17 protein-coding genes, 1 pseudogene and 1 other annotated feature are annotated in these 26,242 nt (G+C 31.7%); of the genes and pseudogenes, 17 read left to right on the forward strand and 1 reads right to left on the reverse strand.

The window, feature by feature from the left end; genetic code table 11:
* The 6 genes and pseudogenes from ACREVU_RS06875 to ACREVU_RS06900 form a co-directional block, all read left to right on the forward strand.
* A pseudogene (locus tag ACREVU_RS06875) lies at positions 1–169 on the forward strand (IS30 family transposase); the annotation flags it as partial.
* Positions 170–307: 138 nt separating this feature from the next.
* Positions 308–526 (forward strand) — a binding site (T-box leader).
* Positions 527–689: 163 nt separating this feature from the next.
* On the forward strand, positions 690–3,791 hold the full coding sequence (ileS, locus tag ACREVU_RS06880; protein ID WP_431550878.1) for an isoleucine--tRNA ligase: 3,102 nt from the start codon (positions 690–692) through the stop codon (positions 3,789–3,791).
* A 254-nt stretch (positions 3,792–4,045) separates the two neighbouring features.
* On the forward strand, positions 4,046–5,044 hold the full coding sequence (locus tag ACREVU_RS06885; protein ID WP_431550879.1) for a LacI family DNA-binding transcriptional regulator: 999 nt from the start codon (positions 4,046–4,048) through the stop codon (positions 5,042–5,044).
* Between the two features lie 136 nt (positions 5,045–5,180).
* On the forward strand, positions 5,181–9,254 hold the full coding sequence (locus ACREVU_RS06890) for a PDDEXK-like endonuclease domain-containing protein (protein ID WP_431550880.1): 4,074 nt from the start codon (positions 5,181–5,183) through the stop codon (positions 9,252–9,254).
* A 76-nt stretch (positions 9,255–9,330) separates the two neighbouring features.
* A complete protein-coding gene (locus ACREVU_RS06895; protein WP_431550881.1) occupies positions 9,331–9,723 on the forward strand; it encodes a HipA N-terminal domain-containing protein in 393 nt (130 codons plus the stop codon).
* Between the two features lie 163 nt (positions 9,724–9,886).
* On the forward strand, positions 9,887–10,954 hold the full coding sequence (locus ACREVU_RS06900) for a mannose-1-phosphate guanylyltransferase (RefSeq protein WP_431550882.1): 1,068 nt from the start codon (positions 9,887–9,889) through the stop codon (positions 10,952–10,954).
* Positions 10,955–11,016: 62 nt separating this feature from the next.
* Here the strand turns inward: ACREVU_RS06900 and ACREVU_RS06905 are convergent, their stop codons facing one another.
* Complete coding sequence (locus ACREVU_RS06905) at positions 11,017–11,991, reverse strand: TIM barrel protein (RefSeq protein ID WP_431550883.1); 975 nt, start codon at positions 11,989–11,991, stop codon at positions 11,017–11,019.
* A gap of 372 nt (positions 11,992–12,363) precedes the next feature.
* Here ACREVU_RS06905 and ACREVU_RS06910 point away from each other — a divergent pair, with 372 nt between their 5' ends.
* From ACREVU_RS06910 to ACREVU_RS06960, 11 genes are all read left to right on the forward strand, one after another.
* Complete coding sequence (locus ACREVU_RS06910) at positions 12,364–13,206, forward strand: CPBP family intramembrane glutamic endopeptidase (RefSeq protein ID WP_431550884.1); 843 nt, start codon at positions 12,364–12,366, stop codon at positions 13,204–13,206.
* Between the two features lie 386 nt (positions 13,207–13,592).
* Positions 13,593–14,954 (forward strand): hydroxymethylglutaryl-CoA lyase-like TIM-barrel protein, encoded by a 1,362-nt coding sequence (locus tag ACREVU_RS06915; RefSeq protein ID WP_431551048.1) that lies wholly within the window; start codon positions 13,593–13,595, stop codon positions 14,952–14,954.
* Positions 14,955–14,988: 34 nt separating this feature from the next.
* Positions 14,989–16,923 (forward strand): aconitate hydratase, encoded by a 1,935-nt coding sequence (locus tag ACREVU_RS06920; protein ID WP_431550885.1) that lies wholly within the window; start codon positions 14,989–14,991, stop codon positions 16,921–16,923.
* 4 nt (positions 16,924–16,927) lie between these two features.
* Positions 16,928–17,935, forward strand: coding sequence for an isocitrate/isopropylmalate dehydrogenase family protein (locus ACREVU_RS06925; protein ID WP_431550886.1), 1,008 nt, complete (start codon positions 16,928–16,930; stop codon positions 17,933–17,935).
* Positions 17,936–18,102: 167 nt separating this feature from the next.
* A complete protein-coding gene (locus tag ACREVU_RS06930) occupies positions 18,103–18,783 on the forward strand; it encodes a pseudouridine synthase (protein ID WP_431550887.1) in 681 nt (226 codons plus the stop codon).
* Positions 18,784–19,612: 829 nt separating this feature from the next.
* Positions 19,613–19,741: a hypothetical protein gene (locus ACREVU_RS06935; protein ID WP_431550888.1), complete on the forward strand. Its 129-nt coding sequence runs from the start codon at positions 19,613–19,615 to the stop codon at positions 19,739–19,741.
* A gap of 498 nt (positions 19,742–20,239) precedes the next feature.
* Complete coding sequence (locus ACREVU_RS06940) at positions 20,240–21,016, forward strand: ABC transporter permease subunit (RefSeq protein ID WP_431550889.1); 777 nt, start codon at positions 20,240–20,242, stop codon at positions 21,014–21,016.
* Between the two features lie 25 nt (positions 21,017–21,041).
* Positions 21,042–22,082: a taurine ABC transporter substrate-binding protein gene (locus ACREVU_RS06945; RefSeq protein ID WP_431550890.1), complete on the forward strand. Its 1,041-nt coding sequence runs from the start codon at positions 21,042–21,044 to the stop codon at positions 22,080–22,082.
* 32 nt (positions 22,083–22,114) lie between these two features.
* Positions 22,115–22,930, forward strand: coding sequence for an ABC transporter ATP-binding protein (locus tag ACREVU_RS06950; RefSeq protein ID WP_431550891.1), 816 nt, complete (start codon positions 22,115–22,117; stop codon positions 22,928–22,930).
* A 139-nt stretch (positions 22,931–23,069) separates the two neighbouring features.
* Positions 23,070–24,770, forward strand: coding sequence for an FAD-dependent oxidoreductase (locus tag ACREVU_RS06955; RefSeq protein ID WP_431550892.1), 1,701 nt, complete (start codon positions 23,070–23,072; stop codon positions 24,768–24,770).
* A 175-nt stretch (positions 24,771–24,945) separates the two neighbouring features.
* Positions 24,946–26,202, forward strand: a complete 1,257-nt coding sequence (locus ACREVU_RS06960; protein ID WP_431551049.1) for a YeeE/YedE family protein — start codon at positions 24,946–24,948, stop codon at positions 26,200–26,202.
* The last annotated feature ends 40 nt before the right edge of the window (positions 26,203–26,242 follow it).

The following is a 26,242-nucleotide window of genomic DNA, read 5'->3' on the forward strand; positions in this document are numbered from 1 at the left end:
CGAGAATATAAATAAAATGATACGACGATTTATCCCCAAAGGTGTGGATATTTCAGCATTTTCTAAAAAACAAATTATGCAAATACAGCATTGGATCAACAATTATCCAAGAAGGATTTTTGGCGGTATTTCTGCCAATATGATGGAACAGAAAACATTTACATCTTAACATTATATTTTTTTAAAATTTTGGACATTTTATATTGCAATCTACAAAAATTTAGGTAAATATAAAAAGAAATTGACAATAAAAATTCATTATTATATAATTAAAGGAAGTTAAAATTAATTTATTAATTTATGACTAAAAAAAGCATTGATTAGGAAAAGTACTTAAGCAAGTAACTTAAAGAGAGTGGGGGATGGTGTGAACCCATAGTGAAGGTTTAAAGAAAATCACCTAGGAGCTGAGAGCTGAAAATTTAGTAAGCTTATCCGTATTTCTGCGTTAAAGGATAAAGTATGATTGTACTTTAATTTATATTTATTGTATAGGTGGCATAACGAATTTAACTTCGTCCTATTTAGGGTGGAGTTTTTTTATATTTTAAAATATTGCAGTGCTGAAGGTTATAAACAGTTGCTAAAATAATAAATAACTGCAAGGATGATGATTTAATTAACCGTTCCATAAATTCAATTAGATTTAAATATCTATTATTAAATGCAACAGGGAAAGGAGTTTTATTATGTACAAGAAAAATGATCCTTCAAAAAACTTTATGGATATAGAGAAAGATATACTGAAGCTTTGGAAGGAAAAACACATTATTCAAAAGAATTTTGATTTAAATCAGGGGAAAGAGTCCTTTACTTTTTATGATGGTCCACCAACAGCAAATGGTAAACCACATATAGGACACGTTTTAACAAGAGTTATGAAAGACATAATTCCAAGATATAAGGTAATGAAGGGATATAATGTTCCTAGAAAAGCAGGTTGGGATACTCATGGACTTCCAGTAGAGCTTGAAGTAGAAAAAAAGCTTGGCATTAATGGTAAACCGGGTATAGAAGCTTATGGAGTAGAAAAATTTGTAACAGAATGTAAGGACAGTGTATTTAGCTATGTAAATATGTGGGAAGAAATGTCGGAGAGAGTTGGTTACTGGATAGATATGGAAAATCCATATGTAACTTATCATAACGATTATATTGAATCGGTGTGGTGGGCATTAAAGCAAATGTGGGATAAAGACCTAGTGTACAAAGGTCATAAAATAATGCCTTATTGTCCAAGATGTGGGACTTCATTATCGTCTCACGAAGTAGCTCAAGGATATAAGGATGTAAAAGAAACTTCAGTTTATGTAAAATTCAAGGTAAAGGGTGAAGAAAAATCTATACTTGTTTGGACTACAACTCCTTGGACACTTCCAAGTAATGTAGCACTTGCAGTTAATAAAAAATATGATTATGTTGAAGTGGTTCAAGAGGGTGAGAATTTAATACTCTCAAAGGAACTACTAGGAAAATTAGAGGGAGACTATGAAGTAATACGCGAATTTAAAGGCGAAGCGCTACTCGGCCTTGAATATGAGCAAATGTTTAAATTCGAAACACCTAAAGAGAAAGCCTTTTATATAGTTCATGGAGACTTTGTAACTCTAACAGATGGTACAGGTATAGTTCATATTGCACCTGCTTATGGTGAGGATGATAATATGCTTGGCAAACAAAATAATTTACCACTTATTAACTTAGTTGATGTAGAGGGTAAGTTTATAGATTGTGTTACTCCATGGAAGGGCATATTTGTTAAAGATGCTGATGCTAAGATAATAGAATATCTAGAAGAAAATAATATCTTATATAAAGCAGAAAAATTCACACATTCTTATCCACACTGTTGGAGATGTGATACACCACTTTTATATTACCCAAGAGAAAGTTGGTTTGTAAGAATGTCTTCAGTTAGAGATAAACTTATAGAAAATAATAATAAGGTTAATTGGATGCCAGATAACGTAAGAACGGGAAGAATGGGTAAATTTCTTGAAGGAGTTATAGATTGGAGTATAAGTAGAACAAGGTATTGGGGAACTCCACTTCCAATTTGGGAATGCAGTTGTGGCCATCGTGAAATGATAGGAAGCATAGCAGAACTTAATGAAAAAGGAATTGATGTACCAGAAGGGATAGAACTTCATAAACCATATATAGATAATGTACATTTAAAATGCCCAAAATGTGGTAAATCTATGACGAGAGTAGAAGAAGTTCTAGATTGTTGGTTTGACTCTGGATCAATGCCATTTGCACAACATCATTATCCTTTTGAAAATAAAGAATTATTTGAGGCAAACTTTCCAGCTCAATTTATATCAGAAGCAGTGGATCAAACAAGAGGATGGTTCTATACATTACTTGCAATATCAACTACAGTATTTGATACAAATCCATTTGAGAACTGCATAGTTCTAGGCCATGTCTTAGATAAAAACGGACTTAAAATGTCTAAGCATACAGGAAATGTGCTAAGTCCATTTACAGTGCTAGATAATCAAGGAGCAGATGCTCTAAGATGGTATTTTTATACTGCTAGTGCTCCATGGCTACCATCAAGATTTTATGAAGATGCAGTTATCGAGGCACAAAGAAAGTTCATAGGAACACTTTGGAATGTGTATTCATTCTACATTTTATATGCAGATATAGACAATTTTGATCCAACTAAGTATGAGAATTTTGTGTCCACAAATATTATGGATAAATGGATGATGTCCAAATTAAATTCATTAGTTAAGAATACAGATGAACATTTAACAAACTATAGAATAACTCAAGGAGCTCTTGAACTTGAAGCTTTTGTTGATGAACTTTCTAATTGGTATGTAAGACGTAATAGATCAAGATACTGGGTACAAGATCTTACAGATGATAAAATAGGCGCTTATATGACACTATACAGAGTTATAATAACTTTTGCTAAAATAGCGGCTCCTTTTATACCATTTGTAACAGAAGAGTTATATCAAAACCTTGTGGTACCTTTTGACAAGAATGCACCAGAAAGTATTCACTTATGTTCTTGGCCTGAATATAGAGAAGACCTTGTAGATACTCTTTTAGAAGAAGAAATGGATAAGGCTTATAAGACTGTTAAACTAGGAAGAAGTGCTAGAAACGCTGCTAATATAAAAAATAGACAGCCACTAGCTAAAATGAGAGTTAGCCTTAGGTCTCTTCCAGAATATTATGGGGACATAGTAAAAGAAGAGCTAAACATTAAGGAAGTAGAGCTAGGAGCTGATCTTTCTAAATATGTTAAATTTGAAATAAAACCTAATTTACCAGTGCTTGGTAAGCCATATGGTAAATTAATACCTGGTATTAAAAAAGCTATAGGTGCTATGAACCAAATGGAGCTTGCTCAAAATATAAATAAGGGAAGCTCTGTTACCATAAATGTAAATGGAACAGAAATAGAATTAAATAGTGAAAACTTGCTTGTTACCATGCAAGGACTTGAAGGCCATGCATTTGCTGGAGAAGGTGAAATGGGAGTAGTTTTAGATACTGATATCACAGAAGAACTTAAAGAAGAAGGAAACCTGCGAGAAATCTTAAGTAAGATTCAAAACATGAGAAAAGAAAGCGGTTTTGAAGTTTCTGATAAGATTAGGCTCTACGTTTCTGGAAATGAAATGCTTCAAAATGTAATTGCAAAATTTGAGGAGCAAATCAAACGAGATACACTTTCTGTAGAAGTTGTGTACAATGATAAAAAAGAATATAATACAGTTAAAATAAATGGCGAAGATTTAGAATTGACTGTAGAAAAAGTATAATTAATAATATTTGGAAAGTATGTGATATTAGTCGCATACTTTCTTTTTTTAAAATAATGTTTGGATACTATAAAATTAATTTAATAGGGAATACCATAATTGTATGAAAAGGTTACAAATAGGTTTAAATAGGTTAAAATAGGTTGAAATTCATATTATAGCTTGAAATAAGCAGTTTTTATAAGTATAATGATATAATAGATACTTTTTTATAATAAAAAAATAATCGGATAAAAAAATAGGAGTTGAGAGATATGGCTGCTTCAATAAAAGATGTTGCAAGAGAAGCGGGAGTTTCCATTGCTACAGTATCAAGAGTTTTGAATGATATAGATGTGGTAAATGAAGACACTAAGAAAAAGGTAAAAGATGCAATAAAAAAATTATCATATAGACCCAATATAGTTGCTAGAAGCTTAAAAACACAAAAATCTAGTACAATAGGAATAATTATTCCGGATATATCAAATCAATTCTATCCTGAAATCGTAAGAGGATGTGAGGATGTAGCTAATATTTACAATTATAATATTATGCTTTGTAATGCGGATTTGGACGTAGATAAAGAAATGGAATCATTAAGAATACTTAAAGAAAAAATGATAGATGGAGTTATATACATGAGTAATTCCATAGAGAATAATGTTATAAGTTTAATAAAAGAACTTGAAATGCCAATTGTGCTTGTAGAAACTACAGATGCTGATGGTATATTCCCTAGTGTTTCCATTGATAATGTAATGGCAGCTGCAGATGCAGTAAAATATTTGATAAATAAGGGAAATAAAAATATTGCGTATGTAGGTACTACCACAGATAAAGTTAATGCATTAACTAAAAGATACACAGGATATAAAAAGGGCCTGACGGAAATGGGAATAGAGCTTGTTGAAGACCTAACATATTTTGGTGGAGTTAAGGCTAGAGATGGATATAGAGGAATTAACACTATATTAGACACCGGAAATAAGGTGGATGCTATATTCTGCGTTAGTGATGAAATTGCTATGGGTGTAATAAATGCATTAAGAGATAGAGATATTAAAGTTCCTGGTGATGTAGATGTTATGGGATTTGATGATATTTATTCAGCTTCAGTATTCTATCCTAAACTTACAACAGTAGCTCAGCCAATGTATGACATGGGATCTGTAAGTATGAGAATGCTTATAAAATCCATAAATAATTTAGTTGTTGATGAAAAGCATTTTGTATTGCCTTATAAAATAGTGGAGAGAGATTCCTGTAAATAATTATAAGTCTTGTTAAAACGGATTGAGTTTTAATAAGACTTTTTACATTATTTATACTTAGGCACATTGGAGTAAATATACATAATAATCAGGTAATATTATAAATGTGAATTAAGAAGTTGGAGGTAGCAGAGTTTTGAATATTAATGATAAAGTGGAGAAAATTTTTTCGTACTTATTAAGTATTAAAAATATGAATCAAAAGACTATAAGAAATATTAATGAGTATGAAAGTGTATATTGGCAAAAGGAAATCCAAAATATTACAGGATGTACTTTTAATATTGATGAAAATAAGGATTACTGGTTAACTATAGATGAAAGAGCAGAAGAGTTATATAGTAAGTTTCAAAGAACATATTTACAATTAGAAAAAAACAGTGAGGATTTAGAGATTATTTGGTCAAATGGACTTTTAACTTGGCAAAAGGATGACAAAGAAATAGTCCATCCTATTTTTACAACTAAGATGGAAATAAAATTTGACATAGCCAAAAAAACATTTGCTTTAAAGCCATATAACAATCAGACTAACGTAGAACTTGAGTTTTTAAATGAATACTTAGAAGTAAACTTAGATAGTTTAATAAATATTCGAAATAGTGCAAAGGACATGGCTCTCGATGTGAGAAACATAGAAATGGCTTCGAAAATTTTTGAAGAGATAGTTGTGCTTTTAAACACTCATAAAGATGGCTTTTATACTGAAGAGTTAAGTGGGGATAAGGATATATCGATTCAAACTAATATTCAATTTTACAATGCACCTTGCATAATATTCCGCACGGTGGATACAAGACTTTGGAATATGGAATTAAATGATGTGCTTTCACAAATAAGAGCGGGATTCCCTATTCCTAAAACTATAGAAGCACTTGTTTCAGAGGAAGAAGTGCTGCAAGATATAGAGACTCTCAATGAGTGGAAGGAAGTAGGGGAGGATGTATTATTTCCACTTCCAGCTAATCAGGAGCAAATGGAAATAACTAAAAGACTGGCTGAAAATTATGGCATAGTTGTACAAGGACCACCAGGCACTGGGAAAAGCCATACTATAGCAAACTTAATATGTCATCTTTTAGCTCATGGAAAAAGGGTGTTAGTGACAAGTCAAACAGATAGAGCATTAAGAGTTTTGTCTAATAAAATACCACAGGATGTTAGGTCCTTGTGCATTAGTATACTAGGGAATGACACAAAATCATTAGAAGAATTGGACGAGTCTGTCAGAAAAATAACAGAGAATTTATCATTGGACACTAAAGAATTACGTAAAGAAATAAAACTTTTAAAATATAAACAAGGTAAGTGTGGGGAAACTCAAAAGAAGTTATATGCGGAGTTAAAATGCATTGAAGACAGAGAGAATGAGAAAATAGAATATGAAGGGCAGAAGTACACCTTAATGCACATGGCTAAGTGGGTTAAAGACAATGAAGAGGAGAATTCTTGGATATTAGATAAGCTTGAGTTTAATAAACAAGAGCCGCTTAGCTCCGATGAATTCAAAAGATTAGTTATCTTGCTGCGCACAATTAAAAAAGAGCAAATTCATGAAGCAAATGATATAAATAATTACATAACAGGTATGCCTAAAGAAATCGATCTATGTGATAAAATTTTAGAATTATCTAAATTAGAAGGACAGCAACATATTTATTATGAGAATATCAAAAGTTGGAACGATGTCAGTTCTATAGATTATGGCAATAGAAGATTACTAAGGCTGGTAGATGATGCCATAGAAAAGCTTGAAGGGTTTGAGGATAGTTGGATAAATAATGTTATGAAATATTACTATTCTAATAATAATTCAAGGGGTATATGGCAACAATTAGTAGAAAAATGCAGTGAATATATAAGTGACATAAATAAAATAAAGCAGGAATTAAATAATCATAATTTAGAGCTACCAAAGGGTATTGATATAACAAAATTTAAAAACGATTTTGACGTTGTAGCAAAAACAATTAGAGAAAAAGGGAAATTAGGGCGATTGTTCAATATTATCCATGGTAATCTTAAATATATAACCCAAAGATGCAAGGTGGATTATCAGTATATAAATAACAGTGACCAAGTAATTGTAGTTGATTTACATATAAAACTACAGCTATTAGAAAGGGAACTTAAAAATCTTTGGAATAATTCCATAAAAGAATATAATGGAAATCTTATAGATTATGCAGATGCCAACTATTTAATTCCTATATCTAAGGATATTTCCAGTATCCAGTCTATTATTGATTGGGATAAAGATTTTACAAATAACATAATTAATTTTATACCGGATAAGAATTTGGTTAAAAGTCTAACCTGGTATGAAAAAGAGACATATATTCATCTTAAAAGTGGATTTGAGAGCTTAAAGCAAATAAATAAATATAACAAGTTGTGTCGAGAAATGGAAGAGATAAAGAAAAAATTTCCTGGGAAAGGTTGCTTAGAAAAGCTACACAATGCTATAAATTTAAGAAGTATTGATGGGGTACGAGCTGTTTATATGGAGATGGACACTTTAATGAAAATAGCTCCTCAGATTTTAGAATTAAAAAAGTTAAGTAGTAAATTAGAAGAATGTTGTCCGTTATTATTTAAAAACATGGTAAATAATGAAGATAAAATTATGGAAAATTTGAATTGCACAGATTGGGAAAAGGCATGGAAGTGGAAAAAATGGAATGATTTTTTATGTGAATTAGAAGAAGAAGATGTAGAGGAAATAGAAAAAAATATAGCACTGGAAAAAATGAAAGAAAAACATATTATAGGAGAACTCGTTTCTAAAAGAAGTTGGTTTAATCAAATAGAACGAACTACGGAAGTTCAAAAAAGAAGCTTATTTACTTGGATGGAAGCTATAAAAAGGATAGGAAAAGGGACGGGCACACAGGCAGTAAAGTATAGAAAAATTGCACAAAAGGAAATGGAAAATTGTAAGGATGTAATTCCTGTGTGGATAATGCCAATAAACAGAGTTATGGAAAATTTAAAACTTACAGATAATTTATTTGATGTGGTAATTGTGGATGAAAGCAGTCAAAGCGACATATCTGCTATAACGGTTTTAATGAGGGCTAAAAAGGCCATTATTGTAGGAGACGAAAAGCAAATAAGCCCTGAAGCCATTGGAAAGGATCATGCTATTGTAGAAACTTTAATAGATACATATTTGGAAGGTATTCCACATTCGGAATGGTTTGATTTAAAAACTAGTTTATACAATACAGCCTTAAGAGTATTTCCAAGTAGGTTATTATTAAAGGAACACTTTAGATGTGTGCCAGAGATAATTGGATTTAGTAATGAATTTTGCTATTCTAATGAAATAATACCATTGAGAATATTAGATGCTAAGGAAAAAGTCGGTGCACCTATAATAACCTCTAAAGTTGTAGGCGGATGCAAGGATGAGACTAAGGCGTTGAATACACTGGAGGCGGAAAGCATCGTAGAGACCATATTACAGTGTTGTAGTAGTAAGAAGTATAATGACATGACTATGGGAGTTATATCTCTTCTGGGGGATGCTCAAGCCGAATTAATACAAGGTATGTTAGTAGAGAGGCTTGGCATGGAGGAAATGTTACAAAGAAGACTCATATGTGGAGATGCTTATTCTTTCCAAGGGGATGAGAGAGATATAATGTTCCTATCTATGGTTATTGCAAATAATGCTAAATTTACAGCGCTAACTAAGGGATCTGATATAAGAAGGTTTAATGTAGCTGCTAGTCGCGCAAGAAATCAAATGTGGCTATTTTACTCAGTAGACATAGAAAGCCTTAATACTAAATGTGTTAGATATTCACTATTAAAATATTGCCTTCAGCAGAATGAACCTAAAGAAGAAATTGAATCCTGTAAATATTTAATTTTAAATGATTTTGAGGAGCAGGTAGCTAAGGGTATAAAGGGTATTGGATATAAGCTTACTCCAAAAGTTAAGGTAGGAAGATATACTATAGATTTTGTTGTAGAAACAGATTTATCCTTGAAAATTCAAGAAAACAATTATAAAAAAATAGCAGTAAAATGTATTGGCATGGAAGAGGATGAAGACTATAATTGGCAAAAGCACTATGAAATGCAGATGTGTCTTGAAAGAATGGGATGGGAGTTTTATAAAATACGTGCTAGTGAATTCTACAGAAATCCTGACGTAGTTTTGGAAAGATTGACACAAAGATTAAGCAGTTTTAAAAAATAAGTGTAACATTAATGCTATACTTATAATAATAACAATATAATGACAGTACAAATCTTTTTAATAAGAGGTGAGAGGGATGACTAGCGAAGTGAAAGATATTATTTGGATTACATGGAAAAATAGCGAAGGAGAATCCTTTAAAGTAGGTGAATTGGCTAGAAGGGATGAAAAATATTATTTTAAATATGATACTTCGGGTGTGGAAAAGGCTGAAGTATATGGATTCTCTACACTACCCAATTTTCCTAGAATAGATGTAGAGTATTTCAGAGAAGAATTATTCAGTTCATTTTCAAAGCGTCTTCCTTGGCATGATAAAAGGGATGTAAGTTCTGTGTTAAAGGAATATGGACTTGAAGAATATGATGCCTTCGAATTACTAAAAAAAACCGGGGGTAAGTGTCCAGGGGACAGTTTTGAATTTACTACTCCTTTTGATGAAGAAAGTATTGTTTTGGAAGAAAAATAAATATCATTAAATATAAAGTGTGTAAAATGAAAACTATTTTTCATTTTACACACTTTATATTTTTGCAAAAAACACTAATATCTGGACAATATTCTAAATTATCTTCACAATATAGCCTTATGGTTCATAAAATGGAATGAGTAATAAGTTGGGGTGGTATTTTTTGCTATATGTACTAATCTTGGCAGGTGGAAAAGGAACAAGGCTTTATCCTCTATCTCGTGCACAAAACCCTAAGCAGTTTTTGAATATTATTAATAATAAGAGCTTTTTAAGAAGCACTGTGGATAGAATAAAATGTTTAGTTAGTAATGAAAATATTTATGTAGTTACCAATGAAGATTATTTTGAAAAGATTTGCAAGGAAATCCCAGAAATATGTAAATCCAATATATTTGTAGAGCCTAGTAATAAAGAGACTGCTACTTGTATAGGTCTATCTGCTGCTAAACTATTAAAACAGGACAAAGAAGCAACTATGATAGTTTTACCTTCTGATCATTATATAGAGAACGAAAAAGAATTTAAGGAAACTGTGCTGCAAGCAGTTGAAATTGCAAATAAAAAAAGAGGGCTAATCACCATAGGCGTTTTGCCCACAAGACCAGAAACTGGATATGGATATATAGAAATGGGAGATAGAACCAATGGCGATATACCTACGTTCAAAGTAGAACGTTTTTTAGAAAAACCTAACACCGAAGTGGCAAAGGATTTGCTACTAAAAGGAAACTTCCTTTGGAACAGTGGTATGTTTGTATGGAGAGCAGATGTGTTCTTGCGAGAGATGGAGAAATACTTACCTAAGATGCATAAAAGATTAATGACGATATACCAAGCTATAGACACTGATGAAGAATGTGAAGTAATAAAAGAGCAGTACAATGATATAGATGGAATATCAGTGGATTTTGGCATAATGCAGAAAACTAGAAAGGCATTTGTAATAAAATGTGAGTTTGTTTGGGATGATATAGGAACTTTTGCATCGCTTTCAAGGTTCTTAAGCAATTTACGAGGTAACAATGTGCTTGGAAATACATTTATGGAGGAGAGTCAAAACTGCTCAGTATTTGGTAAAGATAGACTGATAATTGGGTTTGGCATAAAAGATCTTATAATTGTAGATGCAGGGGATGTAATACTCGTAATGGACAAAAATAAGGATCAAGAGATTAAGCATTTAGTTAATGAACTTAAAGAATATGAAGAAACGGAAAAATATATATAATTCTATCATAAAAATAATTCCATCATCTAATGTGGTGGAATTATTTTTTATGATTGTAACTATTAAGGTAATAATTGTAATGCTTTATTCTGAATTGTGATATACTCCTCTAGTTCTTCAAAAGATCTTGTAATAAACTCATATATAACATATTCTGGCTTAATGAAGTCGATAAGTTTTTTCGCATCTATATTACTAAAGGGCTTATGCATGTCTATTTTCATAATATGAAAAAGTACATCTTTTTTCATATTATTAAATGGTAATTTGCATTTATGATTTGCTTCTATTTGTTCTTTTACATATTTCCCTGATAAGGAACAGTTAAGATGTATACCCTTTATGAATTTCTTTAATTCACCAAGATTATTAATTGTATCTAAAATGTACTGTATTCCATCTTTCTCATTGGTGAGGGCAAGATTTGTATTCATTAAATGAGCAGTATCTAGCATAAATCCTTTATTAAAGTACTCAACTTTTTCTAATAGTCTTAATAACATGTCTTTATTAAGCATGGTTAAACCAGGAAACCATAGATTTTCAAATAGTAGTTTTATTTTTGTATTTAAACCTTTGAAAATTTCATTTATTAGTTCTGATGTTGCATCTATAATTTCCTCATCGCTATATGTAAAATCATAGGTGTATGCATGCTCTACTTGCACATGAGCCACATGGAAGACCACATATTCAGCTCCGATTTTATCAGCCTGCTGTATTTCATTTCTGTAATAATCTATTATACATTCTCTAGTTGTTCCACCAAAATAATTTTTTACTTCTTCCATGCTTCCAAACTGTCTTAATAATTCACTTTCGTTATTATTCCAAAAATCCAGCCATGTAGGATAGTATTTTAGATGAACACCCCTTATTATATTTTTGGGGACAATATTTTTATTCCACTTTAAAGGATTTAAAAGCTCTACACCATCCATATTATGTTTTTTTAATAAACTTGTTATTTCCAAACTGTTGCAATGAAACCGGTCCATATCACATTTGTAGGTTGAAAGATTTATAAGTTTTAGCAATTAGAAAACCACCTTTTTAAATTAAAATGATTATAACATAATCAAGTATACTCTTAATACCATCAGTTTAACTATTTTCTCGAAATTTACACAAAATACATGGAATACATGAAATAAACATAAAGTTGATACGATACTGACATGATAACCCAGGCAAAGGCTGATGCTCTAAAAACTATTAGGAGCTGATGTATAAATAGAAGAAGCATGCTAACTTTACACTAGCATGCTCCTTCTATTATTAATTACATACTTGCATATAGCCTAGGAATCACATTCTGTGTAATTTAACGACATTTTAACAAATATATAGTATACTTAAGATAGATTTTAAGTATGTTAAAAATACAACAAGTTAGAGAGTGTGATAGAATGAAATTTTTAAAGAATATAGAAAGTGAAGCTATAAGCATTAAAGAAATGAGTATAATAAAAGCATTTTTTGTAATGCTTTTATCGATTTTATTGGAATCCTTAGGACAAATACCTATAGTGATTTTCAATTTGTTTTCTGAACAATTTACCAATTTAGGCCCATATATAAGCTTTATCTTAGGTGTAGTAGTTAAATATTTTGTTATTATTATTTTATTAAATTTGTATAGTAAAAGGTCCTATGAACAAGCACGTAGAAAAAGTATAAATAAAAAGGATTTTATTTATGTGGCTTTAATCATTGTTGGTTTCAGATTAGCCTATGATAATAGCTTAATTTACTGGGTTAATTTAATACCTATGCCTGATTTTATAAATCAAGCCTTTGAGGAAATAGCTATTTCACCTATTGTTTTGATGCTTAGTGTTGCGGTTATAGCACCTATATATGAGGAAGTCATATTTAGAGGAATTCTACTAAAAGGTATGGCTAGCAAAATAAATCCTAAATTAGCACTTATAATATCAGCTCTATTTTTTGCCTTAGTTCATATGAATATTCCACAAGGCATAAACGCATTTTTGCTTGGACTGCTTATTGGCTCTGTATACTTAAATAGAGCTTCGATTTATTTATGTATATTTGCACACTTTGTAAATAATTCTATTGCAATCTCCATTTCAGACGATTTCCAATTGATAGATGGGAAATATGCCATATTAATTCATGGCATAGTTTTTATTGTGGGAATTATAATTTTAATTATTGCATATAGAAAGAATAAATATAACAAACTGGAAGATTTGCCAGATATATATAAAGAATTCATAGAAATATGATATTTAAAATATGATATTAACATAAAAATAAAGTTCATCACTGTAAAGATAATTTTCTTTATAGTAATGAACTTTGTTCATTTTACAATTGCTTTTTTATGGACTATTTACTCAAATGCCAAGGATATATTGTTATTGATGGATAAGTTCATTATAAGCTTAATTCTTATGACTAGTATTGCTTAAAATGAATAATAAACATATAAAAATTGCAGAATATCTTTACAAAACCACTTTTGGACTATATAATAAACATTAAATTGAAATTATAATATATTATAAAATCATAATTCATACAATTAAAAAATAACTAAAGATGAAAATAACCAAAATAAGGAGGCAAATAAATGCAAAAGGCGCAAATTACAAACTATAAAGACACTCATATGATGGGAATACTCAATTTACAAGTAAATCATGAGCAGCAGCCAGAATTATTCAAAAATATATTTCCATACTCAGAAATTCCAAAGATGTTTTTTGGAAGTGAACAAATTCCAATGTGTATACCTGAAGACATTTGGATTACGGATACTACATTTAGAGATGGACAGCAGGCTATGGACACCTACACTGAGGAGCAAATTATTAAAATATTTGATTATCTACACAAACTTGACAATAATTCTGGAGTAATTAGACAAACAGAATTTTTTTTATATACGGAAAAGGATAGAATTGCTGCTCAAAAATGTTTAGAGAGAGGGTATGAATTTCCAGAGGTAACTTCTTGGATTAGAGCTAATAAAGAAGACTTTAAGTTGGTTAAAGATATGAAATTAAAAGAGACAGGAATGCTTATGTCCTGTTCTGATTATCATATATTCAAAAAATTAAATAAAACAAGACAGCAGGCAATGGATTTATATATTTCACTTGTGGAAGAAGCATTAGAAAATGGTATAGCTCCGAGATGTCATCTTGAAGATATAACCAGAGCTGATTTTTTTGGATTTGTAATCCCTTTGGTACAAAAACTTATGGAACTTTCTAAGAAATCCGGCATTAAGGTGAAAATTAGGGCTTGTGATACATTAGGACTGGGGTTACCTTACTCGGGAACGGAGCTACCAAGAAGTGTACAACATATTATAAATGGATTAAGAGTTTACGGAGGGGTACCTTCTGAATATCTTGAATGGCATGGACATAACGATTTTTATAATGTAGTGCCAAATGCTACTACAGCATGGCTTCATGGATGCGCTGCTATAAACACATCTCTTTTTGGTATTGGTGAGAGAACGGGGAATTGCCCTTTGGAAGCTATGATTATAGAATACGGTCAATTAAAAGGAAATATAAAAAATATGGATTTAAGACTTATAAGTGAAATTGGTGAGTATTTTGAAGGTGAGTTTAAATATAGTATTCCACCTAGAACACCATTTGTAGGTAGTGAGTTTAATGTTACAAGGGCAGGTATACATGCGGATGGAATATTAAAAGATGAAGAAATATACAATATTTTTGATACTGAAAAAATATTAGGTAGGCCTATTGTTGTGGCAGTTAATGAACATTCGGGGCATGCAGGTATAACAGCTTGGATTAATACTTATTTTAGATTAAAAGAAACAGATAAGATAGATAAAAAAGACCCACGAATTCAGATTATAAAAGAATGGGTAGATGAGCAGTACATGGAAGGCAGAAACACTGTTATGAAAAGTGACGAGCTGGAATTAATTTCAAGGCAAGTTATGCCAGAGTTAAGTTTAAAATCGCAAGACACTAAAGCCTGTTAATATAGTTATATAACATAAAAGATGGAGGGATACAATGGCATATAATGCTGCGCAGAAGATAATTAAGGCTCATTTAGTAAAAGGCGAAATGATTACGGGTAGTGAAATCGCAATAAAGATAGATCAAACACTAACTCAGGATTCTACAGGTACAATGGCTTATCTTCAATTTGAAGCTATGGGGATTGATAAGGTTAAAACCAAAAGATCCGTGGCATATATAGATCATAATATTCTGCAAACGGGGCCTGAAAACGCAGATGATCATTTATATATACAGACTGTTGCGAAAAAACATGGCATATATTTTTCTAAACCTGGTAATGGAATTTGCCATCAAGTCCATTTGGAAAGATTTGGAGTTCCAGGAGAAACCTTACTTGGTTCGGATAGCCATACACCTACAGGTGGAGGAATAGGAATGATTGCTATAGGGGCAGGAGGGTTAGATGTAGCCGTTGCTATGGGTGGTGGAGAATATTATATTATAATGCCTAAAATTGTAAAGGTAGAGCTCATAGGAAAACTTAGACCTTGGGTTTCAGCTAAAGATATTATATTAGAATTATTAAGAAGATTAACAGTAAAGGGTGGAGTTAATAAAATATTTGAATATGGTGGAGACGGTCTGAAAACTTTAAGTGTACCAGAAAGAGCAACAATTACAAACATGGGTGCAGAGCTTGGAGCCACTACTTCAATCTTCCCTAGTGATGAGATAACCTACGAGTTTCTAAAGGCGCAGGCGAGAGAATGTGATTATGTAGAGCTTAAAGCGGATGATGGAGCAGTATATGATGATATAATCAAAATAGATTTGTGTTTGATTGAGCCTTTTGTGGCTTGTCCTCATAGTCCTGATAAGGTAGTTCTGGTATCATCACTAAAAGATATAAAAGTAGACCAAGTGCTAATAGGAAGCTGTACCAATTCATCTTATGTTGACATGATGAAAGTTTCAAAGATACTTAAGGGGAAAACTATACCTGAAGAAATGTCACTTTCTATTGCACCAGGTTCCAAACAGGTTTTGAGTATGATTTCTAAAAATGGTGGACTTTCTGATATGATTGATGCTGGAGCAAGAATTTTAGAAAGTGCTTGTGGGCCATGCATAGGAATGGGTCAAGCACCTTCAACGGGAGCAGTATCGCTGAGAACATTTAATAGAAACTTTAAAGGTAGATCTGGAACGGTGTCTGCTAATGTTTATATTGTAAGCCCTGAAGTAGCGGTGGCATCGGCACTTACAGGATATATAACTGATCCGAGAGAACTGGGAGAAGCTATTAAAGTGGATATGCCTGAAAAATTTACAATTAACGATAATTTAATAATAAATCCAGCAGAGGATGGTAAAGATATAGAAGTAAAAAGAGGACCGAATATAAAGCCATTTCCTAAAGCAGAGAAGTTAAAAGAAAATGTGCTTGGAAAAGTTTTAACTAAGTTAGAAGATAATATTACAACGGACGATATAATGCCATCTAATGCTAAATTGCTTCCTTTTAGGTCTAATATTCCGTATTTAGCAGAATTTTGTTTAACTCCCTGTGATGAGAAATTACCAGCTAAGGCTAAGGAATACGGTGGTGGAATTATAATTGCAGGAGCAAATTATGGGCAAGGGTCTAGCAGAGAACATGCGGCACTGGCACCTCTTTATTTAGGAATTAAAGCTGTTATAGCAAAATCTTTCGCGAGAATTCATAAGGCTAATTTAATTAATAATGCTATAATTCCATTAGTATTTGAGAATAATAATGACTATGATGATATAGATGTTATGGATGAATTAAAAATTGAAAATGTTGGGAAACAGATTAAAAGTGGACTTGTTATTGTAAAAAATATAACAAGTGGATCTGAGTATAAAACTTTACCCCAAGTAACAGAAAGAGAGCAAGACATGCTTATACATGGTGGATTAATTAATCTTATGAAGAACAATAAAAAGGATGGTGAGTAGGAGTATGGTGCATAATATTACACTTATACCTGGTGATGGAATTGGCCCAGAAGTAACTTCTGCTACTGTTAAAGTAATAGAAAATAGTGGAGCTTGCATTAATTGGGAAATAGTACGCATGGGTGCAGAGGTTATAGAAGAATTTAATACTCCTATACCTTCCTACGTTTTAGAAAGTATTAAAAAAAACAAAGTTGCACTTAAGGGACCTGTAACTACACCAGTGGGAATGGGTTTTAAAAGTGTTAATGTTACATTGAGACAGGAATTAAATCTTTATGCTAACATAAGGCCTATAAAAACATTTCAAGGAGTGCCCTCAAGATATGAAGATGTGGACTTAATAATAGTAAGAGAAAATAGTGAAGATTTGTACGCAGGAATAGAGCATATGGTTACAGAGGATATTGCGGAGAGTATAAAGATAATAAGCAAGAAAGCTAGTGATAGAATAGTTGAATATGCTTTTAAAATAGCAAAAGAGCAAAATAGAAAACAAGTTATAGCTGTTCACAAAGCAAATATTATGAAGCTATCTGATGGTTTATTCTTAAGATGTGCAAGAAAGATAGCAGAAAAACACAGTGAAATAGACTTTGGAGATGTTATAGTTGATGCTATGAGCATGAAACTTGTAATGAATCCAGAAAAATATGATGTGCTTGTAATGCCAAACTTGTATGGAGATATTTTATCAGATATGGCAGCAGGACTAATTGGAGGGCTTGGACTAGTTCCTGGTGCAAATATTGGAGAAGAAGGGGCAGTTTTCGAGCCGGCTCATGGATCTGCTCCAGATATAGCAGGTACCAATATAGCAAATCCTACTGCCTGCATTTTATCTGGTGTTATGATGCTAAGATACCTAGGTGAAATGGAAGCTGCGGATAAAATAGAGAAAGCAGTGGAGGCTGTTTTAAAAGAAGGTAAATACTTAACTTGTGATTTAGGTGGGAATACGGGAACAAGGGAGTTTGCTGAGGTTGTTATTAATGAAATGAAAAATAGATAATCAAAAGTTGTTAATTAGAGAACTGCAGGAGATTAACAGTCACCAAAAAATAATTTATGGGCAGCATGTTTATAAGTTATTTTTTTTATATCTAAGTTTAAAGTGGTTATGTATTTGGTATAATGAAGGTATTATATTGAAACAAGGGAAAGGATAAAGATATAGAAATGAGAATAAATAAACTTCTTAGTAATCATGGCATTTGTTCCAGAACTGATGCCAATAGACTTATTGCTGAGAATAGAATAATTGTAAATGGACTCCTCTGCACACCTGGGCAGTGGGTGGAAGAGGTGGATATTATTCTTGTTGACAATGAGCCTATTCCAGTTAAAGATAAAATATATATTGCACTAAATAAGCCTGTTGGAATTACCTGCACTGCAGAAAAGACAGTGAAAAGCAATATAATAGATTTTATAAATTATCCGGAATATATTTTCCCGGTTGGTAGACTGGACAAAGCCTCACAAGGACTAATATTGTTGACAAACGATGGAGACCTTGCAAATAAAATTTTAGAATCAGAAAACCTGCATGAGAAAGAATATATAGTAACTGTAAATAAAGATTTTGATGACCTTTTTATTAAAGGAATGTCTGAAGGCGTGGAAATTTGTAGTGTTATCACAAGATATTGCAAGGTTAGTAGAGTAAGTGACAATACGTTTACTATTATTATCACCCAGGGACTTAATAAGCAGATCCGAAGAATGTGCAGCACTTTTGGATACAAAGTTATAAGACTTGAGAGAATTCGAATTATTAATGTGAAGATTCAGGGTATAGATATTGGCAAGTGGCGAAACCTCACAGAGAAAGAACTAATAGAACTGAGAAATGGATAAAAGTATTTTAAAATATTTTTTAGAATTAAGTGCTTTTACAGTGAAAAATGTGGTATAATAAAAATAATGCAGTAAAAATAGACATGCGTATTTTAGACAAAAATTAATTATTAATAAAAATTAGGGAAATATTAAAGTTATACGCAATTTTAAATCCCTTATAGGAATCTGAAAGAAATAACATGTCAATGATGTAATTGACTAGTTATTTTTTTGAAGATTCCTAAATAGAAGAAAGAGGTGTCCTATTATAAATAAGGAAAATAAAACAGAAGCAACTAAAGTAGAGATTAAATCAAACAAACACCAAACACTAGAAGAAGTTACAATTTTAAAATTAGTTAAAAAAGATGGTACAACAGTTGATGGTAAAATAGATACGCAGGATTTACAAAAAGTATTAGAAAAAGGCCTTTGGTTTGCAGAGTGGAATAAAGCTCTTAATAATTACTTAGCACAAAATTTAAGTAGTTATTACATAGAAGAAAAGAAATATAGAAGAAAGCAAAGCCTTCAATCTTTTATCTTAGATGTTCATCCTAAAGCACCAGTTAGACATATTAATGGTGATTCTCTAGATAATAGAAAAGCTAACTTAGAAGTATATAATCAAAATGCAGTTAATGATTATGAAGAATTAGACGGAGAAACTGTTGCTATAATATTAAGAGACAGATATGGCATTGAAAAATCAAGGACTTTCATTGATAAAGAAGATTTAAATAGAGTAGTTAATAATGGCTATACTTGGGTTTTATTTAAAAAAGAAACAGAACCTTATGCTATAGCAAATACTCCTGAAGGGAAAATTTATTTGAATAGATTTATAATGAGTACAACTGAAGATATGGTTACTCATCCTATAAATCTTAATACATTAGATAATAGAAAAGCTAATTTAGAAAATAAAACAGCTGAGCTAGAATTTGTTAAACCAGTAGAAGAAATAGAAGAATAATAAGTAGTTTTATTTATTAATTCTAAGAAAAACACTAAGAAATTAATCAATTAATGATTAGTTTCTTAGTGTTTTTTTTTATTATATAGGAAACAGCTTGCAGAAAATAATGTGGATAACATTTCAATAGTTGACAATTGACAGAGGACAGTTAAGGTTGATTTTTTTATACTCTTTTTTTATTTTTGTATAAACTAATTTATAAACCGTGTAATTACAAAAGCATACTCCTCTGAGTTATAAAATAAGAGTTATAAAATAATAAAAGATTATGTAGCAATAGAAATAACTATTTAAAATACCATATAACAATATGTAATGCTGCATAACGTTTGCCTATTATAAAAACATCTATTATGTATTAAAATCATGATATAATTGATATAAAATTAACAAGAAAAAATTAATAAATATTATGGTTAAAAGTAATTATAATTTCCGCTTAGGACTCATAATACTTTTTATTATGTTAGAGCTTAAGAGAAAGGCGGTATAATAGTGGGGAAAAAAAATACATTTGAAAAAATATTGACTACTGGAACAGTACTTGTTATTTTAGCTCTGTGGTTTATAGTAACAATGCTAGGGTGGGTTGATCCTAAACTGATACCGTCTCCACAATTGGTGTGGACTGCTTTGGTTGATATTTTGAAAAATGGTTACAAAAATTATACATTGATGCAACATTTAGGCGCAAGTATGGAAAGGCTTATTATTGCTTTCTTCGCAGCTACTGTCATTGCAGTTCCACTAGGACTTGCAAGCGGTTATAATTCTAAGATTAGAGCAATTTTAGAACCTATTATAGAATTTTATCGTCCACTTCCACCACTTGCTTATTACACACTTTTAGTTTTATGGCTGGGAATAGAAAATGGTTCTAAGATTGTACTTTTATTATTGGCTTGTTTTGCACCAATTTATATTTCTTGTGTATCAGCAGTTATGAAAATAAAGGAAGACTATATAAACAGCGCATACACTGTGGGGGCTAGTAAATTTCAAATATTTATTTATGTGATATTTCCGGCATGTTTACCTGATATATTTATAGGTCTTAGAACAGCTTTAGGTGTTGGTTATACTACTCTGGTATCGGCTGAAATGGTTGCGGCGAGCTCTGGCATAGGTTGGATGGTATTAGATGCAAGTCGGTATATGAGAAGTGATATTATTTTTTTAGGAATTATTATTATGGGTATAACAGGTATATTGTTAGATAAAAGCATACAATTAATTGAACATAAGGTTGTTCCATGGAAAGGTAAAGAATAACAAAATATAATTAGGAGTGATAAATATGAAATTAAAAAAAATATTGGTAACTGTTATAATGACAACTGTAATATCAACATTATTTGTAGGATGTGGAACATCAAAAGATACGGCTTCAAAGAGTGCGACTTCATTGGATGCACCCAAGGTTGTAAATATAGGTACTCAACAGATGCCTAATGATGAAAAAATTGCTATAGAAAAAGGGTTTTTTGAAGAAGAACTAGGAGTGAAAGTTAATATTATTGAATTCAATGCAGGAGATATAAGAAATGCTCTTGTTTCAAAAGACATTGATTTTGCCTTGCTTGGCTCTTCTTCAGCAACACTTGGGATTGCAAGCGGTATTGATATAGAAATGATTTGGATACATGAGATTCTTGGTGATTCAGAAAGATTGGTAGCTAAAAATGGCTCGAATATTAATTCTATAAAAGATATTGTAGGTAAGAAAGTTGCTACACCATTTGCTACAACAACGCATTACAGCTTATTGAAGGCTTTAGAGTTAAATGGTATATCTGAAAAAGATATAACACTGCTTGATATGCAAATGCCTGATGTATATGCTGCTTGGCAAAGAGGCGATATTGACGCAGCTTATGCATGGGAGCCAACACTATCTAACCTTTTAAAGGATGGTAAAACTATAATTTCAAGCAAGGATATGGCGCAAAAGGGTGTTGTTACTTCTAATGTAGAGGTTGTTAGAGGAGATTTTGCTAAAAAGTATCCTAATATTGTAACTAAATATATAAAGGCTGTAAATAAATCTGTTAAACTCTACAATGAAAATCGAGTTGACGCAGTTAAAACAATTTCGGATGCTTTGCAAATTACGCAGGAAGAAGCATCAAAACAGATGAAGGGTTCTATTTGGCTTACTGCGCAGCAGCAATTAGATCCTGCTTATTTTGGAACGAGCAATAAAAAAGGTGATTTAGTGAATTCATTAAAAGATACAGCAGATTTTTTATACAAACAAAAGAGCATTATTTCTGAACCTAAATTGTCTACTTTTGAAAAAGCTGTAAATCCAGCATATATAGAAAATGCTTTAAAATGATTTGCAGAGTTAAATAGAAATGGGGGATTTTCATGGATGAAATATCAAAGCATAAAGCAGCTTACGTTGTAACATTAAAAGATATAAAATTAAAGTATTCTGGTGAAAAAGGTGAGGTTGTTGCTCTTGAAGATATAAATTTAGATATTGTGGAAGGAGAATTTATATGTGTACTTGGTCCATCAGGCTGTGGTAAAAGTACATTATTAAAAATCATTGCTGGCTTTCTTAAGCCATCATATGGAGAAGCCAAAATGGATAATGAACTTATTGATGGTCCAGATTGGCATAAAGGGGTTGTTTTTCAAAGCCCTATTTTATATCCCTGGTTAAACGTTCAGGATAATGTTGCTTTTGGTCTTAAAATGAGAAAATTGCCCAAAAGTGAGATTATGGAATTAACCACTAAATATATAGAACTTGTAGGCCTTAAGGGTGCTCAAAAGCATAAATCCTATGAACTTTCTGGTGGTATGAAACAAAGAGTTTCACTTGCAAGGGTTTTGGTAAATAAGCCCAGAATGATTTTAATGGATGAACCATTTGGAGCATTAGATGCACTAACAAGAAGGAACATGCAAACTCTAATAAGAAATATTTGGACTAAAACTGAAAATACAGTTTTTCTTATTACCCATGATGTTGATGAGGCATTGGCACTTGCTACAAGGATTATTGTAATGTCGAGTAGCCCTGGCAAAATCCTTAAGGAATATAATATAGATTTCACTAATCATAGTTTAAATGAAAATCATGAAAACGTAATATATACATCTAAATATATTGAGATAAGGGAAGAAATCTTAAACCTTATAAGTAGTCAAAATGAAGAGTTGAAGTTTTTATAATTTCCATGTATCACAATTTGTTATGCTACATAATATATTGCTATTACAGAAACCCAAAAGATTGTATTATAATTAACACATAGTTTGGTATTAACTTAATAAAAATATAGTAATAATAATATTCTATGGAGGGTTTTATATGAGTAAAAAATATTTAATAGTAGGTGGAGTTGCAGGGGGTGCATCAACAGCAGCGAGACTCAGAAGACTTAGCGAAGAGGATCAAATAATAATGTTCGAAAGAGATTCAGATGTATCTTTCTCAAACTGTTGTCTACCATATCACTTAAGTGGGATAGTAGAAGAAGCGGATAGTCTAGTGCTTATGCATCCAGATAAATTTTTAGCTCAATACAATATAGAAGCTAGAATACATAGTGAAGTTATAGATATAGACAGAGAGAAAAAGCAGGTAAGAGTCAAAAACACATTAACGGCAGCAGAGTATACAGAAAACTATGACAAGCTAATTTTATCTCCTGGTGCAAAGCCTATACTTCCTCCTATTAAAGGGATTGAAGATGTAAAAGTATTTACAGTAAGGAATGTTGTGGATATAGATAAGCTTAATAAATATGTGAAAAAAATGGGTATGACAAATATATCAGTAATAGGTGGCGGTTTCATAGGAGTTGAAGTTGCTGAAAATCTAAAAGAAGCAGGAAATAATGTAACATTAGTTGAAGCGATGGCACATATTATGAAACCGTTTGACTACGATATGGCTCAAATACTTCATAAAGAAATGCGTGATAAGGGTGTAAACCTAATTGTAGGAGATAAAGTAAGTTCTTTTGAAAAGGATACTGTTGTTTTAGAATCGGGTAAAAAGATAGAAACTGAGGCAGTGGTTATGGCTATTGGTGTACTTCCAGAAACTTCACTTGCAGTTAAGGCTGGTATTGAACTTGGACAAACAGGAGCTATTAAAGTAGATCAAAACTACATGACAAATGATAAGGATATATATGCAGTTGGGGATGCCATTGAAGTGTACCATGCCTTAGCTGGAAAAACTATTAAGTTATCACTAGCAGGTCCTGCTCAAAAAGAGGCAAGACAAGTTGCTGACCATATACATGGTAAAGTTGTAAGAAATACAGGATATATCGGATCATCAGTAGTTAAATGTTTTGATTATAATGCGGCATCAGTGGGCTTAAATGAAGAAATGATAGAAGCACTTAAATTAGACATTAATTATGAAATAGCTAAAGTAATTCCAGGAGATAAAGTTGGTATAATGCCAAACTGTGAGCCACTACACTTTAAGCTTCTTTTCGAAATTCCAACAGGAAAAGTATTAGGAGCTCAAGCAATTGGAAGAGGTAATGTGGATAAGAGAATGGATGTTATTGCTACAGCAATTAAATTTGGTGCAACTGTGGATGATTTAAGAGATTTAGAATTATGTTATGCACCACCATTTGGAACTGCTAAAGACGTAGTTAACTTTGCGGGTTATGTTGCTACTAACTTATTACATGGTGATTTTAGGCAAGTATTTGAAAAAGATGTAAGAGGTTTAGTTGAAAGTAAAGCCTGCATAATAGATGTAAGAGAAAAAGATGAGTATGAATTAAGCCACGTAATTGGAGCTGTGAATATACCTCTTAGTGAAATAAGACAAAGAACAAATGAAATACCAAAAGATGAACCAGTGTATCTACATTGCAGAAGTGCACAAAGAAGCTACAATGCAGTAATGGCACTTCAAAATTTAGGATACACAAACATTTATAATATTGCTGGTGGATTTATGGGAATATCCTTCTATGAATCATTTGATGATGAAACAACTGGAAGAGAAAAAATAGTTACTGACTACAACTTCCTATAATATATATTTTTATGTGAATCTGGCTGTTTGAAGCTCCTAAGGAGATGATTTTATACAGCTTGGTTCACATAAAAATCAAATCAGAATAAATATAGAAAGGAAATGAGATATGAAGAATTCAGGGGGAGCTACAGGTTTAAATACCAATGCTAAAGTAGTAAATGGAAAAACAATTATAAATAAAACACAGTTCATTGTTGGATTTGCAATTATAATAGCTATGATTATATTTACTATATCGATATCAGCAAATAATCCTAAGTTAGGACTATTTTTAATTACTGGACTTGCAATCGGATATGTAATGCAAAGATCAAGATTCGGATTTGCAGGCGGTATAAAAAGAATATATGTAACAGGAGATTCATCTTTAACAAAAGCATTAATGTTTATGCTTGCTATATCAATAATAATAACAGCAGCAATACATTACGGAGCTTTTGAGGGTGGAGCTGAAGTTGCATTTAGAGCGGTAGGAGGGGCCAGGATAATTCCAGGAACTCAATTTGTTAAACCAATTAACGTTTTAACTGTGCTTGGTGGTATACTATTTGGTATTGGTATGATGCTAGGTGGTGGATGTGCTTCTGGAACACTTACAGATGCTGGTGAAGGTGAAGGAAGAGCACTAGTAACACTATTCTTTTTCATAACAGGAGCCCTATGGGGAGAATATGCTATGGGCTTTCTTAAAAATACTGTACTTTTCACTTGGGGTGAAAAAATTTATTTGCCAGACTCTTTTGGTTATATGGGTGCTATCATAATTTCGTTATTAGCATGTTTAGCAGTCTATGTTTTTGCTAAATGGTATGAAAATAAGAGAAAAAGAGCAAATACTTTTATTTTGCCAGAATATGCGCAGTGGGAAAAAGCATTGCCAGAAATCGCGGAATACAAGTTTTTTAGTAAAGAAACTTATCATAAATTTTTTGTGAAAAGATGGTCTTTCTATACAGGAGGAGTATTATTAGCGGCTATGTTTGAAGCAATAATACTTACAACAGGTAGTAGTTGGGGAGTAACTACAGCTTTTGTAAATTGGGGAGCTTGGATATATCAATCCATAGGTCTAATAGATGTTTCAAAGTGGAAATCTTTCGCTTCGCAAATGGATACCATTAATGGAGGGTTCATGAATGACCCGGATTCCATGAGAAATTTAGGAATAATATTAGGGGCTTTAATATCTCCATTACTTGCAGGACATTTCTCATTTAAGAAGAAATTTAAATTAAAAGATGCTGCTTTCTACGCAATTGGTGGATTATTAATGGGATATGGTGCAAGAATTGCAATGGGATGTAACATTGGAGCATTCTATTCAGCAGTAGCTAATTTTTCATTATCTGGATGGGTGTTTATGCTAGCTTTAATTTTAGGTGGGATAATAGGAGTTAATTTAATTAAGAAATTTAATATTACAATTTAGCTTCGAGTAAATTTTGTATAAAAAAAAGAAAATGCTATGG

It is taken from the genome of Clostridium sp. (assembly GCF_050717535.1).
Taxonomy (GTDB): domain Bacteria; phylum Bacillota; class Clostridia; order Clostridiales; family Clostridiaceae; genus Clostridium_AD.